The organism is Novimethylophilus kurashikiensis, assembly GCF_003112435.1.
Taxonomy (GTDB): domain Bacteria; phylum Pseudomonadota; class Gammaproteobacteria; order Burkholderiales; family Methylophilaceae; genus Novimethylophilus; species Novimethylophilus kurashikiensis.
This window is the reverse complement of record NZ_BDOQ01000007.1, coordinates 182674-195615: the sequence shown is the minus strand read 5'-3', so window position 1 is coordinate 195615 and position 12942 is coordinate 182674. Positions and strand designations below refer to the sequence as shown.

At 55.1% G+C, this 12942-nt stretch carries 15 protein-coding genes; 4 read left to right on the top strand and 11 right to left on the bottom strand.

Translation table 11 applies throughout. The annotated features are described in order from the left end of the window. Positions 1-16: 16 nt before the first annotated feature. The 6 genes from NMK_RS10125 to NMK_RS10100 form a co-directional block, all read right to left on the bottom strand. Positions 17-634, bottom strand: a complete 618-nt coding sequence (locus NMK_RS10125; RefSeq protein ID WP_109015633.1) for a hypothetical protein — start codon at positions 632-634, stop codon at positions 17-19. Between the two features lie 25 nt (positions 635-659). Beyond that, the gene (locus NMK_RS10120; protein WP_109015632.1) at positions 660-1241 is read right to left on the bottom strand and encodes an HD domain-containing protein; all 582 of its coding nucleotides are present in this window, start codon (positions 1239-1241) and stop codon (positions 660-662) included. Between the two features lie 13 nt (positions 1242-1254). Further along, positions 1255-1497 carry a hypothetical protein gene (locus NMK_RS10115; protein ID WP_109015631.1) on the bottom strand — a complete coding sequence of 81 codons (243 nt, stop codon included), beginning with the start codon at positions 1495-1497 and terminating at the stop codon, positions 1255-1257. A gap of 214 nt (positions 1498-1711) precedes the next feature. Further along, positions 1712-2119 carry a hypothetical protein gene (locus NMK_RS10110; protein WP_109015630.1) on the bottom strand — a complete coding sequence of 136 codons (408 nt, stop codon included), beginning with the start codon at positions 2117-2119 and terminating at the stop codon, positions 1712-1714. Positions 2120-2159: 40 nt separating this feature from the next. Continuing rightward, complete coding sequence (locus NMK_RS10105) at positions 2160-2714, bottom strand: YkgJ family cysteine cluster protein (protein ID WP_109015629.1); 555 nt, start codon at positions 2712-2714, stop codon at positions 2160-2162. A gap of 279 nt (positions 2715-2993) precedes the next feature. Continuing rightward, complete coding sequence (locus NMK_RS10100; RefSeq protein ID WP_146187172.1) at positions 2994-3449, bottom strand: hypothetical protein; 456 nt, start codon at positions 3447-3449, stop codon at positions 2994-2996. A gap of 290 nt (positions 3450-3739) precedes the next feature. Here NMK_RS10100 and NMK_RS10095 point away from each other — a divergent pair, with 290 nt between their 5' ends. Next, complete coding sequence (locus tag NMK_RS10095) at positions 3740-4738, top strand: hypothetical protein (protein WP_109015627.1); 999 nt, start codon at positions 3740-3742, stop codon at positions 4736-4738. Positions 4739-4987: 249 nt separating this feature from the next. On the opposite strand, the gene NMK_RS10090 is transcribed toward NMK_RS10095, so the two are convergent. After that, complete coding sequence (locus tag NMK_RS10090) at positions 4988-7135, bottom strand: vWA domain-containing protein (protein WP_109015626.1); 2148 nt, start codon at positions 7133-7135, stop codon at positions 4988-4990. A 160-nt stretch (positions 7136-7295) separates the two neighbouring features. On the opposite strand from NMK_RS10090, the gene NMK_RS10085 reads away from it, so the two are divergent. Beyond that, positions 7296-7913, top strand: a complete 618-nt coding sequence (locus NMK_RS10085; RefSeq protein WP_109015625.1) for an ATP-dependent Clp protease proteolytic subunit — start codon at positions 7296-7298, stop codon at positions 7911-7913. Positions 7914-7953: 40 nt separating this feature from the next. On the opposite strand, the gene NMK_RS10080 is transcribed toward NMK_RS10085, so the two are convergent. After that, entirely contained in the window at positions 7954-8796 is an 843-nt protein-coding gene (locus NMK_RS10080) for a hypothetical protein (RefSeq protein ID WP_109015624.1), read from the bottom strand. Between the two features lie 102 nt (positions 8797-8898). On the opposite strand from NMK_RS10080, the gene NMK_RS10075 reads away from it, so the two are divergent. Both NMK_RS10075 and NMK_RS10070 read left to right on the top strand, forming a co-directional pair. Next, the gene (locus NMK_RS10075) at positions 8899-9324 is read left to right on the top strand and encodes a hypothetical protein (protein ID WP_146187171.1); all 426 of its coding nucleotides are present in this window, start codon (positions 8899-8901) and stop codon (positions 9322-9324) included. Further along, the gene (locus NMK_RS10070; RefSeq protein ID WP_109015622.1) at positions 9308-9634 is read left to right on the top strand and encodes a hypothetical protein; all 327 of its coding nucleotides are present in this window, start codon (positions 9308-9310) and stop codon (positions 9632-9634) included. Before NMK_RS10075 ends, NMK_RS10070 begins: the two co-directional genes overlap by 17 nt. A gap of 328 nt (positions 9635-9962) precedes the next feature. Here NMK_RS10070 and NMK_RS10060 read toward each other — a convergent pair whose 3' ends face one another. The 3 genes from NMK_RS10060 to NMK_RS10050 form a co-directional block, all read right to left on the bottom strand. Next, positions 9963-10223 carry a hypothetical protein gene (locus NMK_RS10060; protein WP_109015620.1) on the bottom strand — a complete coding sequence of 87 codons (261 nt, stop codon included), beginning with the start codon at positions 10221-10223 and terminating at the stop codon, positions 9963-9965. A gap of 67 nt (positions 10224-10290) precedes the next feature. Continuing rightward, entirely contained in the window at positions 10291-11553 is a 1263-nt protein-coding gene (locus tag NMK_RS10055) for a TolC family protein (RefSeq protein WP_109015619.1), read from the bottom strand. Further along, a complete protein-coding gene (locus NMK_RS10050) occupies positions 11553-12941 on the bottom strand; it encodes an HlyD family type I secretion periplasmic adaptor subunit (protein ID WP_181376236.1) in 1389 nt (462 codons plus the stop codon). Before NMK_RS10050 ends, NMK_RS10055 begins: the two co-directional genes overlap by 1 nt. Position 12942 lies beyond the last annotated feature (1 nt).

Below are 12942 nucleotides of genomic sequence, written 5' to 3'. Positions count from 1 at the left end.
CCTGAACGCGTGATACTTAGCTCTCGATATCGTTGGGGCCCATCACCTGCATGCTCTGGTTGAACATGAGAATGCGCAGGGCGACATAGTCCTGCGGGTCAATGGTGTACTTGCTGGCTAAATAGTCGTCCAGATTGGACCTTGCTTCATAGTATACGGCTGGTGGAGTCGCCGCCTGCGCCACCTGTCGATACGTCATGACATGGTGTTTGTTAATGATGAGCACATCCGGACACCAATCCACGTTGGTGTGACCGCCGTCCGCAGCATCCAGCTCTTCCGCCTTATGGCGTAGCTGGTAGGTCGTGAAGTCGACAATGTACCCCGAAACCTCCAACCAGGTATGGTACGGTAAGCCTTCCGTGCCTGGCGGAAGATAAGACAGGGCCTCCTCCGTATGCGAGATGACGTCGCCGTCACCCGCCCCCAGGCGCCAAGCAGCGAAGCCGCTTTTGCGCACCGCCTTGAAGCCAAGCTCTTCCAGCGCCAAACGCCCCATTTCGGCATGCATAAAGCAATCGCTGCCAAATGAACCGCTCGCGGCCGTGGCCAGCCTACGGAGTGCCGAGCCTACTTTGCCGACGGCATCTTCCAGCGGCGCCATATCGACTTTCTTGCGTTTAGCCTCGCCCATCACCTACCTCACATCAAAAGGAGCGCTATTCTGCCAGCGCTGCCAATTCTCTGGAAATGTTTTCACGCGCCCGGGCTTCGAACCGGGCTATCGCCTCAGGGGTCTGGTAAATCGACTGCCGAGCCAGCATCCCAGCGAGAAAAGCTTGTGACCCCTCGTTAAACTGCGCGTCGCTCATCTGAGGATACTCGGCACGCACCGCCGCGCGGTATCGAGTCCAGGCAGCAGGGGTACCGCCTAGAATGGCAAGGTCGAGGTCGCAGACCCTTGACGCAATAAAACTGGGCCTGTGGTCGACCGTTGCCATGATGATTTCTTTGGCTTCACTCTTGGCCATGAGCGGCACCGCCACCTTAAGCTCTACCAGAAGCGCATCCATCGCCTCAATACTCGCTAATTCGTTACTCCCCGCTGGTGCCCCTGGCACATACACCAGGTCGTGGCATAGGACGGCCAACTGCTCAGCGCGTCTCAACTTCCAATTCAGTTGACGTGCCGTTTTCACCAAATGCTGAATATGGCCCCAGCAGTGAAAATGCCGGTGCGGCTCCCGATAGGCAGCGCGAACCGCGCTCACGAAGCGCACGGGGACCGAGGGGAATAACAATGTGCAGACCTCCTTAGATTGAGGGGTCGAGCTTATAGCAAAGGCCGGGAGAGATGCAAATTTCGTCTGATTTCAGCTTGGTCATATCGACCATGCCGGGTCGAGGCCCAGGAGCGATGCCGTCATACACATACACACCCTCAGGCACGCGCACCCAAGCATGGATTTCATGCCCAAGGAAATATCCCACGACCGGACCCGTTTCGAGCGCGGCTTCGTTGGATTGCGTATTGGTTGAGATGGTTGTGGAGGTCATGACGAATTGTCGCCCTTTTTGAATCTAGTTTTTAATATAGCACAAACCATCATATTTGTCTAGTACGTTAACAAAAAGCCCGTAAAAACGGGCTTTGTTTAGAGATTGATTTTACTTAATTGCCACTTTAGGTGTGGGTTGAGTCGTCCAAGTCCAATACCCGCGGTAACCAACTCCAACCCAGACTGGGTATTTAGTTTGTGTCTGTGGCTGATTAATGTCCATTACCACTCTCCTTTTCCTTGGTATGAAGAAGCCTTCGCGCTTCCATATCCGCCTTACGGTAGATATGCGCATAAGTGCCTCTCAAGTAGGGCCAGTCCTGCGCACGTCGCCGGCCGAGGATACCTTTAGCCGCCTCTGTCGACTCTGCTTTGCGCGCTTCTTCCAGTTGCGCCTCGAGCAGTTCAGTGAGCCGGCGCTCGGCCGCCGCGGTTAATGCCCGCATTCCTGGTTGGGAACGTATCACGCTACGCAACTCCGGGGGTACGGAGATTTGCATGGCTTGAACGACTTCTCGCATCGTGCGCGCGGCAGCGATTCTGCCTTGTGCTGAATGGCAATTACCCTCAACTTTGGCAAGCTGCTGGCGCATCCATTCTTGAATCATAGTGGGTTGCATGATATTTCCTCAGTAGTATGTACCAAGGTATAGCCTTAGCTCATTTAAAGAAGGCTCTAATGTCCCCTGCCCGCTTGTCTTGGTTAAGGTAATCGATGGCTTTCATAACCTTTCCCAGAAAGCCATTGCTCGCGACCGTGTAGGTGGCATGGGGAACCGTTTGCGCTTTACAGTACTGCGGGTCATCGAAGGCAAAATGAGCGCGGCAGACCAACGGCCGGACGTCGTATACGGAGCATTCGTTCTTACGCAGGAAAGGACAGGGTGAATACTTATTGAGGAACAGTCCGCCTCGCTTCTTTATTTCTCGGCCGGACGTCTCAGCCAGCAAGTCAGCTTCAACTCCAGAGATGGAGACTGGGATATGGCAGCAATGAGAGCACTTCTGCGAGCATACAGAGAACTCCTTTGGGATTTTGACGATACGGTCGGTCAACGTTAACAGTTTGGCAACCTTTGCAGATGTCGAGCTTTGGTCGTTAACGATATGAGAGAGCTCCCACTGGATGGCGGTAGCTTCTCCAGTGGAAATCATAGGGAATGATAGGGCTCTGGCTTCGTCGATAGTTCTGTAAATTCGTATTGCTTTTTCCACCTTATTCTCCTTTATTCTGGAGAAGGTAGTTTACTGAATTCCGTCCTAAGTAACTAATAATCCATAAAGCCCAAGCGCTAAATGCGCTTGGGCTACACCGTTGAGGTCATCAGCGGAAAAATGGCCTACTTCTCTTATGTGGAAGTAATGATGTAAACAACCGTGTTGTCAGCTAATTGCAGAGGAGTCTTAAATGCGCGCCAGCGGAACCTGACAACAACCTAACCTAGGCAAACCATTTATTTACAATTGGCGCTTCGGGGCAATCGCCTGGTGGCGTCATTTCACCCGAAGCAAGCCGGGCTTATCTACGCGCGGCAACCCCTTAGTGTAAGGCTGCACCCCTTTCCCAAAAATCAACATCGGCAACGCCTTAGTCAAATGGGGAAGCTTGGCCTGAAACTTTTCAGAGTCTATGACTACGATAGCGTCTGGAAGCCCGTTAGCCGCGGCCACATGCGCAAGGCCGGCATCGAAAAGAAGCGCTAAGTCTTCACGAACCTTTCGGGCAGGGGGTAGCTCCTCGTCTGCAAGGAAGTCGATGTTTGCGTGACTTGCGTCTTCGATAGTCACGCCTGGCGCTAACTCTGCCGATAGGACCATGCGCAGCAACTTATGGCGCTCAGCTGGTTTGCCCGGTACCTCACCTGACACGAGGGCAACCATATCGCTGCTATCCATGGCATACACTTCATTACTAAGCGCCAACCCAGTTTTATGAAGCTCCTTGTGCATTGCATACTCCCAAGCTCTACTGTCGATTGGCTGAGTGTACACTAGGCGCATGAACGGCGCACTGGTCTTAAAGTTGCGTTCTCGACTCTTTGGGGTGACCGACGAGCCAAACTTACAGGTCCCTGGCGCAGGACCGTCCATAACGTAAGCCTTGAGATGTTTGGTAGATACATCCATGTTTGCCGTATGTTTTAAGTGAATGGTCAAAATATACCATAGAAAGCCAACTTTGTCTATACATGGAGGTGGAAACACTTACTTTGTAACTATCAATTTTTAAGGAAACAGTGATGAAAGAGATTTTTCGCGCAGTTCGCGCTAGCCTGAAAAACGCCTTGGTGGTTGTGATGAACGGGACCCGTTGCACGACAACTTCGTTGACGGGGCAGCAGTTGCTTGACATTTTCTATGACAAGAATCAGCTGGCCACCATCTTCCGGATGCAACGCAACCACAAAGCGCGCAACCAAGGTGGTCGCACTACGCACGTTAAAACCCTGAAGAACCGCCCGGCAACTCAAGGTAACTTCGCTGCCATTTGGTTTGAAGGGCGTTTGGTGCTGATTGACGGCTATCATCGGCTGGACTACTGGTTTTACGAGCCCACTGCCATGTTTGACAACGTCAAGCTTGACATTTATGAGCCGCAAAGCCTGGAAGAAGCGCTGAATTTGTACAACTCCTTCAACAGCCGACAAGGTGTAAAGGGGTCCGGGGATAATTTCTGGTCTATCTTCCGCTGTGCCGGGTTCTCCGACAAGCTGCGGTCGGCCCAGATGCTGGAAGGCAAGAATATTGCCTCTGTACTGAACCGCTTCATTGGCCGTGTAGGGAAAACCGGGGATATTTACACGCTCAGCAACAAGGCCCGAACCAAGCAAGAAGCGATTTTGCTCGCTGACCAACTGCTGAACATGCTGCCGTCGAAAGGCCGTAATGGCACAAAACCGTCAGCAATTGTGGGTAACCCGGAGGTTCTGGCCATTATGCGTGTGGCCCATAAGTACGTCGATGAGTTCGAGGAGGCTAAGGCTACTCGTTTCGAATCGCTCGTGCTCAAGGACCTGGTAACCCTGGTTCGCGCGGAGATGGGTGAGCCTGACGCAATCGCAGATAGCAACCTGAAAGCGTTCTGGCAGAGCTACACCGAAGCTGCGACTGAACAGGGCATTCCTCGGACGGGTGAAAAAGCAATCGACTTGCGGGCAGAGCTGCTGCAGCCGATGCTGGAAACCTACGTGGACAAGCTTTGTAAGGGTAAAAAGAAGCACTCCCTCAAAGCTGCCTAACTGCTCACAAACGAACCCAGTACACCTGGGTTCGTTTTTTTGTGCATTACATCTTTGTCTTAAACAGGTAGCCTCTCCCGGTGGATAGGACCTAGGGTCTTATAGTGAATTCGATGGACATTGTTTGCAGATGCTGTTGTTACATCTTCATGTTAAGTAGAGCACAGTTACCGATACATCGTAACCAAATTAAAACCCCGCCGAAGCGGGGTTGCGGAGACTCTGATTCCGTTAACAGTGTGGTCCATTCTATTTCTCGATTTCTACATCCTTCAGCGTCGCGGTTACCGCGGCGTTGCCGAAGCCTGGCACTTCGACTTCCAGTGAGTTGTCATCCATCGAAGCCATGTCCGAGAACCAGACGTGGCCAACCACGATGGAGAACTTGGCCTTCGCCAACTCTTGCTGCAGCTCGCGAGTACGCGTCGTTACAGCCTTGGATTCGGTTTCCAACCAGGTTTCCAGCAGAGCATCACCATTGGCCGCACTGGTAAACACCGCAGACGACATGAAGTTCTCGAGACGCTCCAGTGCCGGAGCCATGACAGCTTCGCCAATCTTGAGCTTCTTCTTGGCCGCGAGAGCAGCTTCGACGTCGGCAACCTTGGGCAGCGAGGACAGGCCCTTCACGGCAATCTTCAGCTCCTTGGCAAGATACACGTCACCAGTTTTCACGGAATCACTTGCGGGGTTGAAGCCGTTGTAATCGGTAACACCGATGCTTGCCAGGTAATCAGTGGCTTCCTGGCCGTAGAGCAGCAGGAACTTCTTGGATACCTTGGGCGCAATACGATTGCGGTAATCGTTGAAGACCTTCTGGGTTGCCTTCATCACTTCGAGGTCGACCACCAGCTTGAAAGTATCCTTCGCGGTCGTGCCCTTCACCATCTTGCGATTGATGACCGGCACCTTGGGGTAATCCAGGACATAGACCTTGCCGGCTTCCCACGCTTCACCTGCGAGCAAGTCGTTCGCTTGCAGCTTGTTGAAGGTGGCTTCATCCAGCGACACGGCCATCTTACGGGTATGCACAATGCCGTCGCGCACGATGGTGTAATTGCGATAGATGTAGCTATCGATGGCTTCCGGCAAGCCGGCAGGACGGGTAGCGGGCAGCGTGACCTTGCCATCGACCTTCACGCGCAGACTGACGTTGGGGCGAGATTCATTCCAGACGAGGCCATTGACCGGGTAACCCTTGGTTTTGTCATTCGGCTCGAACTTGGCTTCATCACTGCGCGCCTTGGTCGCCGCACCGATGCGCTCGTAATGGAAGGCTTCGTGGTACGGATAGAACAGGTTATCGTCGGAGCTCGCCAGGTCGGCCAGGAGTTCCATGACGGTGTACGCATCTTCCTTGGGCACGGCGTTGGCGTCGTAGCCTGTGACATAGCGCTTGGCCGGGTCATTTGCAGCAGCAAGCGCTTCATCCTGGAAGCGGCTGTAGTCTTCCTTGGAGAAGCAGCTCGAGAAGCTGTTGACCAAGGCAACGTCACCCAGGGCGCCCAGCACAGAGAACAGGGTATTGGTTTCGAGGCGTTGTGCCAGTGGAACCAGGCTGGCCCAGATATGGGCATCAGCATGCTTAGCGCGGTCAAAGGCTTCGCCCGGCGCCGCAGTGAAGTACGCGACAGCGGGGAGACCTTCCGGAAGGAGCACGACGTTGTCAGCGTCCGGCGTGAAGCTCAGCAGCGTGCCGCCGGCGAGACCGAACACAGGACCTGATATGGCATAGTCCAACTTGACCGGAACCTTCTTGCTGCGGCCGCCAGTCAATGAGCCTTCGAAGGCGACGGTATAGGCCTGGAAGTCTTCGGAGAACACCAGATTGCCCCCCAGGGTTTCGGCCATCTTGGTCAGCAGCGGGCGGTTACAGTGCCAGCCGTATTCGACGACCGCAGCAGAATCCAGCTGCTTCTCGAGCTTGGCGCACAGGTCCAGAATTTCGCGTTCGGTCCACTGGTTGTCGTAGCCGTCCGTCATGAAGAAAAGATTGAAGAGTGAACCGGTGGTCTTGGCCTTGAGGCGTGCAATGATGTTTTCGGCCTCTTGCAGCGGCTCCTTGAAGCCAGTCAGGCCCATGGGCTGCAGGAAACGGTCGATGGCGGTGTGCAATGTGGACAGGTCGCCAACACTACGCACCTTCATGGCTTCAACCAGCGTGCCGACTTGGCCGCGACCGGAGAACCAGATAATCGAAACGGTATCGTTCTCGTTCACAAGCGAGGAAAGCTTGTTCTTCAGGTGGAGGCGTAGCTCAGGGAGGTGGTAGTAGGTGGAACCGGAGATGTCGATTGCGAGCAGGTGATGCACGGGAGCCGGGACTGGCTGGGCGACAACAGGCAGCGCCTGAATGGCCAAGGCAGCCATAGCGCCCAGTTGGACGATATGGGTCATGGTTTATTCCTATTTTTTAGGTGAGAATCCCGCTTGGGGACTATTAATAGTATACCGTTAAATAGTATAAATCGCAAGCAAACGAACGTGAGGACGGGCTGTGCGCGCTATACGGAAATGTCGACGCAAGTCGAGTCTTCCAACCCCAACAGGAGCACACATGACTCACTTCAAGAAGGCCGCAGCACAAGCCGACCTCGATATTGGCAAAGCCTATCCGGAGCCATATCGCATTTTCAGCACTGAGCATGTTGTCCGGGACCTGGACATCTACCTGTCCCACGAAATAGTCGAGCCCTCCGCCTACGACGAGCTGTGCCATACCCTGCGCACCGCCACTGAAAGCGATGACATTCGCCTCTTCATCAACACGGTAGGCGGAAGCGTTGCTTCTGGCCTCGCGTTAATTCAGGCGATGCAGGAGAGCGAAGCGACCATCACCACCATCCTGAATCCTGAAGCCTATTCAATGGGCGCCCTGCTCTACGTCGCCGGCGACAAGCACGTCATCAGCAGCAAGGGCATCCTCATGTTCCACAACTATTCCGGTGGCATGTACGGTAAGGGGAATGAGCAAGCCGCGGAAATCGCAGCTGTATCGCCCTGGTTCGAGCAAATCATGCGTGAAGTGTGCGTCCCCTTCCTGACCGATGATGAGGTGACCTCCGTTCTGAAAGGTGGCGACCTGTGGCTGCGCCAGCACGAAATCATTCCCCGCCTCAATCGCCTGCATGAATTCCGTCAGGCGCAAGCCGTCGAGTCTCCGCAGGAAGACTAGCCTAGATACAACAAAGCCCAGGAATCCTGGGCTTTTTCATTTACAGGGCCGCGGCCTCAGCCTTGAGGAATTCCGCGATGTAATTGAGCTCCTCCATCTCACTCCCTTCGTAGTCGCAGATATCCATATGAGCGGCCTTCCGGGCCTCATCAAGCGAGCTGAATTGCCAGGGGTGGCCGTAGACCGGCAGCCTATCCTGACGGGTGTCGCGTGGGTATTCCCCTGGCAAATAGCGGCGCTCAAGGAGGAATAGTTCGTAGTGGTCCTCAAGCCGGCGGACCTCGATGCGCTTCTTCCGGGTCATCGCGCCAAGTTCACCATCTTTAAGCAGCACATTGGTGGTAGTCACGCGGCCAAACTCACTTGAGCGCCACACGGTCTCCCCAGGCTTTACCAACGCAAGTCGTTCAACAACCTGGCGCCAGGCCTCAAGCTCCGAGCTGCACGGGCCTACACGCGGCAGAACCCCTAATGAGCAGGAATAAATGCCGGCAACTTCTCCGCTTGGCTCCTGGTAGGAAACGGAGTATCCCCGCGCTTTAGCGACTTCGATAGCTTCGGCGTACTCAAGATGACCGGACACGACTCGGCATGCGAGCTTGGTAGCGTTTACCACCTCGGAAACAGAAAAAGAACCCACAACATGGGATTCGCAGCGTTCCTGATAGGTAAGCACAACCTGAAGTGATTGCTTGTTAGGGGAAAGGTGAATCTCGACCTGCTCGCCGCCGACCGCATTTTCAGCTGCACTGGCACATAGGCGATACCCCTGCCCGGCCCAGGCCTCATCGATTTCATTGAATGGATGCCCGTAGGCATTGTGAAGCGCTAGTTCAAGACCAATTTTTATCGCGGAGTCTACCCAGCATAAGAACTTATCCATGGCACTCTCTTATTATGCACAGTCCTCGTATAGCTTAACTAGGCAAAATATCCTTTAAATGCTATACAAGAACTGGTAACATACAATTTATAAGGAGGAAAAATGTGTTTACAATGTTTGACTGAGGCGCGAGTCATTGCCGCCGACGTTTTGCCTGGCTATTCCCTGCTGCAATCAACCGCTGACAATCCTGATTGGCCGAAAGGCTGGTTTGGGTTGGTGCGTCAAAATGACCCCGACCTCATTTTCGAAGGGCCGTTGTATGCCGACCCGACGGCGGGCCTCGATGATGACGCAGTGGAGGAGCAAGTAGAGTCGCGGGATTTCGATGAATTCTGTGTCGCTGCCGGCAGGCTGCATCAGGCGCTTTCATCCATGGGCGCGATGCCGGGCTACCAGCTGGTCGAAGCGTGTCGCCGTCAGGGTTACAACATGGACCGCGATGGGCATGAAGTCGCTTACTGGCTCATGCATCATCTGGCGAACACCGTCACCCATAAGGAGGTGCCTCATGGCCTTCAAAATTGATTGGGATAAGTTGGGACAGCCTAAGACTGAGGAAGAGAAGGAAGCTGAATACCAGGCGTATCTTACGCGCCTGAAAACTCGCATCGAGCCAATTTCCAGGAAGGTTTTGGCGCTTCACGCGCTGGTGCTGGAAAGCGGCGACTTCTCGGAATGGGAAACCAAGTTCATCCGCGACATGAAGCATAAAGCCGAATCCTTCGGTATGAGCAATGTCGAGGGTATCGCCTTGCTTGATTTAACCACCAAGCAGAAAGAGGTTCTCAATTCCATCTATGAAAAACATTGCGGAAAGGAAAGCCAGGATGTCTAGTGATGATAAGGAAGTAAAGGTAGTCGTTACTTCGCATGCGCAGTCTATTCGCGCAGTAGCGGCCTTGCAGATGGCCTCAGTGGCGGTTGTTGAGTCGCCTGATTCAGTGGCCAAAGACAAGATTGGTCTGTTGCGTCTGACTCATTCTCGTAATGAGTACGACCTGGGAGCACTCGACTACATCGGAAGCTTACGCGAATCGCCGAGCGCCAATCATCCATGGTATCAACGCGGTCGGCACGGCCAACAGCTGCGATACTAACCTCTCAAGCAGCTCCCTTTGCGGAGCTGCTTTTCACTTTAGACCCGCGGTCGGCATAACAAGTCCTTAACCGACGAGCAATGCTTTGAGCAGACCAAACGCAGAACCGGCCTTGATTTCACGCCCACTGTTCAGACGGGCTGCATATCCATCCGCATGACGCTCGATAGTCGTGCCACGCCACGTCATCGCGCGCATAGGCGCGGCGGTCACTGGTGTAGATGCCGGCTGCTGGATAGCAGGGGCGTGTGAATTTACGGTCGAAGACTTACCGAGGTAGGTCTCGACAATAGCCGGGACCTTGCGGCCAGAGGGGCGCTTACGCATACATCACCTATCAATGAATTCATGAAAAGCCGTGTTAGAATGACATCGGCAACTGATAAATATACAACTAAATACTAGTTTTGTCAATTTTGGCGAACAGGTAGCCATCCAGGGATTGCAGAATCGCCTCCGGGCGCGTGCCTTGTGTCAGCTCGAGGTTGAGGTAGCTCTCAGCCAGGGCAATTTGAGCTGTTACCAAATCCTGCTTGGCTTGATACAAGGCCTGTATCGCGTTGAGCACATCTGTTTTTGTGCGAACGCCGCCCTGGTAGCTCTTCATATTGGCCTCCACCCCAAGACTGGCTGTTTCCACTGCGGTCTTGCGCATACTGACCTCGGCCACGCCTGCTTTGAACTGGGCATAAAGCTTCCGTACGTCGAGTTTTACCTTGTTTTCCGCATCCAGCGTCAGCCAGCGCTGGCGGTCGGCATTGGCGCTGGCGCTTAACGCCTGGCCTACCGGGGCGACGCCCAATGGCATGCTGACCTGGATACCGGTGTACTCGGTGGTGAAATTGCTTACCGTCGTATGCGCCACTACCACGGACACCTGCGGAGCCAGGGCGCCGCGAGCTTTCCAAACACCAAGGTCTGCCATTTCCTTATCAGACTGGGCTTGCAGGAGCTGCGGGTTGTGGGCAAGGGCCTCGCGCAAACAGTCCTCCTGCTCGGGAAGCTTGGGCAGTTCTCCGACGGTCAGGGTCGACCACGTGTCATTCGGCGCCACCCCGGAAATCATTTGCACCTCGTTGGCAGCGGCCTGCTGTTGCGCCTCGAGCAAAACCTCTTCTGATTGCGCCTGTTCGAGTCGCAACAAGGCATCTTGCCGGTCGGAGACAGTCCCCTCCCCCGCGAGGAGCGCGCGTTTGGCAGCCTCATATTGCTGCGTGTAAGCCGTTTTCTTGGCGCTGGTGAGGCGGAGACCTTCACTCGCCTTCAACCAGTCCGCGAGGGCCTTGAAATAGCGGGTAGCGAGGTCATTCTCACGTTGGACATACACGCTTTCCGCGCTCCTGAGTCGGGGCGTGCTTTCCATCACGGTAGCGGCCTTGTCGATGGAGAACACGGGCTGGCTCACACTGAATGTGCGGCTAGTAAGCGAGGAGGTACTGTATTGCTGCTGTTGCTGAAGCTGGGCCGACGGCAGGTACGCGGCGCGGGCTGTCATGGCCGCCCACCCAGCCGCCTCCTTCTCAGGCGCGGCGGAGAGAAAGAGGCTATCGGTACCGCGCGCAGCGGCATAGCCTTCGGTGAATGGTCCGGCGCTTGCGGTTGTGCTACCGAGCAGGCTTGCCACCAGCAAGGCAAGCAGGCGATAGGTGGTACGCATCACATCCCTTCCTTGAACGACCGGGCCAAGCGGTCTTGCAGCGGCTTCAGGAGGTACGACATAAAGCTGCGCTCACCAGTCTTGACGACGACTTCCACGGGCATCCCGGCTTGAATTACCTTTCCATCAAGCTGGCGTACGCCCTGGGCGGAGGTTTCGACTTGCGCCAGATAATAGTCGTTCGGATGGACGGGAGGTTGCGCCAACTGTCGGTCGGCGCCAACGAGCTTCACGCGGCCAGCTACGACGGGCGTCGATATGGTGTTGAAGGCTGAGAACCGCAAATCAGCCAAGAGCCCAGCATGTACCTTATCAATCATGTTCGTCGGCACATCGGCCTCAACGATAAGCGGGGAGTCTTCCGGGACGATTTCCATCTGCGTTTGCCCCGGCGCGACCACACCCCCTACTGTATTCACCTTGAGTCCAACCACGATGCCAGCGGCTGGCGCTCGAACGTCCGTTTGGGCCAGCTCGCTCTTGAACGAGGCGACCTTGGCTTTGAGCGAGATATGGGATTTCTCAGCATCCACCAACTGGGTTTCCAGCTCCTTGAGCCAAGTCGCCTTCGATTGCGCCAACTGGAATTCCAGTCCGGCGATGGCGGTGAGATTTTTTCCCTTTTCCGCCTGCATTTCCGACAGACTCACATTGGCTTCCGCCAGCTGCCGCTCCAACTCACTAACCCGGGCGCGAGGGACATGTCCCTCGGCCGCAAGCTCGCGGTTATTCCGGACCTCTTCCGAAAGCAGGGCAATCTGCTGCGTGCGCGGAGCTTGAGACTCCTCCAGCCCGGCATTCTGCGCTTTCAAGCCGGCAATCTGTTGCGACAAGGCGCCCTGCTGAGCCTTGAGCTCTCCCTTTCTGGCCATAAACAGGCCGGTTTGGACGGCCTTGGCGGCTTCAAAGCGGGGGTCTTTGGTGTATGGCGCCAGGTCCGCGTCCCATCGAATCTCTGGGGCCCCTTCCCGCTCGGATTTCAACCTGGACTCCGTCACCAGCGCCTCGATATAGTCGACTTCAGCGCCTGCAAGGTTGGCTTCCGTGTTCAGCGGGTTGAGCTTGAAGAGCAGGTCGCCGGCGCGGACATGCGACCCCTCCTTCACCATGATGGATGAAACAACTCCACCCAAGGGATGCTGCACCACCTTTCGGTTACCCTGCACGACCACCACGCCATTGAGCACGACACCTGAATCAATGGGAGCGATGACCGCCCAGCCGGCAAATGCAACGAAAAACCCGGCGAACACCCAAGGCATCTTTGAGTTTGAGCCCTCTGTCGTGAGCGGAAGCGGGTTGCCGCCGGCAGCCGGTGCCAGCTTATCAGGAGAGTATGGGTTGAAGCTGTTTATCCAGCTGACCAGAGACTCGATAGGCGATTTCATA

Bases quoted from the DNA above. Each gene is read 5' to 3' on its own strand.
- NMK_RS10125 (WP_109015633.1), bottom strand. From the start codon at position 634: ATGGGCGAGGCTAAACGCAAGAAAGTCGATATGGCGCCGCTGGAAGAT.
- NMK_RS10115 (WP_109015631.1), bottom strand. From the start codon at position 1,497: ATGACCTCCACAACCATCTCAACCAATACGCAATCCAACGAAGCCGCG.
- NMK_RS10110 (WP_109015630.1), bottom strand. From the start codon at position 2,119: ATGCAACCCACTATGATTCAAGAATGGATGCGCCAGCAGCTTGCCAAA.
- NMK_RS10100 (WP_146187172.1), bottom strand. From the start codon at position 3,449: ATGCACAAGGAGCTTCATAAAACTGGGTTGGCGCTTAGTAATGAAGTG.
- NMK_RS10095 (WP_109015627.1), top strand. From the start codon at position 3,740: ATGAAAGAGATTTTTCGCGCAGTTCGCGCTAGCCTGAAAAACGCCTTG.
- NMK_RS10090 (WP_109015626.1), bottom strand. From the start codon at position 7,135: ATGACCCATATCGTCCAACTGGGCGCTATGGCTGCCTTGGCCATTCAG.
- NMK_RS10085 (WP_109015625.1), top strand. From the start codon at position 7,296: ATGACTCACTTCAAGAAGGCCGCAGCACAAGCCGACCTCGATATTGGC.
- NMK_RS10080 (WP_109015624.1), bottom strand. From the start codon at position 8,796: ATGGATAAGTTCTTATGCTGGGTAGACTCCGCGATAAAAATTGGTCTT.
- NMK_RS10075 (WP_146187171.1), top strand. From the start codon at position 8,899: ATGTGTTTACAATGTTTGACTGAGGCGCGAGTCATTGCCGCCGACGTT.
- NMK_RS10070 (WP_109015622.1), top strand. From the start codon at position 9,308: ATGGCCTTCAAAATTGATTGGGATAAGTTGGGACAGCCTAAGACTGAG.
- NMK_RS10060 (WP_109015620.1), bottom strand. From the start codon at position 10,223: ATGCGTAAGCGCCCCTCTGGCCGCAAGGTCCCGGCTATTGTCGAGACC.
- NMK_RS10055 (WP_109015619.1), bottom strand. From the start codon at position 11,553: ATGCGTACCACCTATCGCCTGCTTGCCTTGCTGGTGGCAAGCCTGCTC.
- NMK_RS10050 (WP_181376236.1), bottom strand. From the start codon at position 12,941: ATGAAATCGCCTATCGAGTCTCTGGTCAGCTGGATAAACAGCTTCAAC.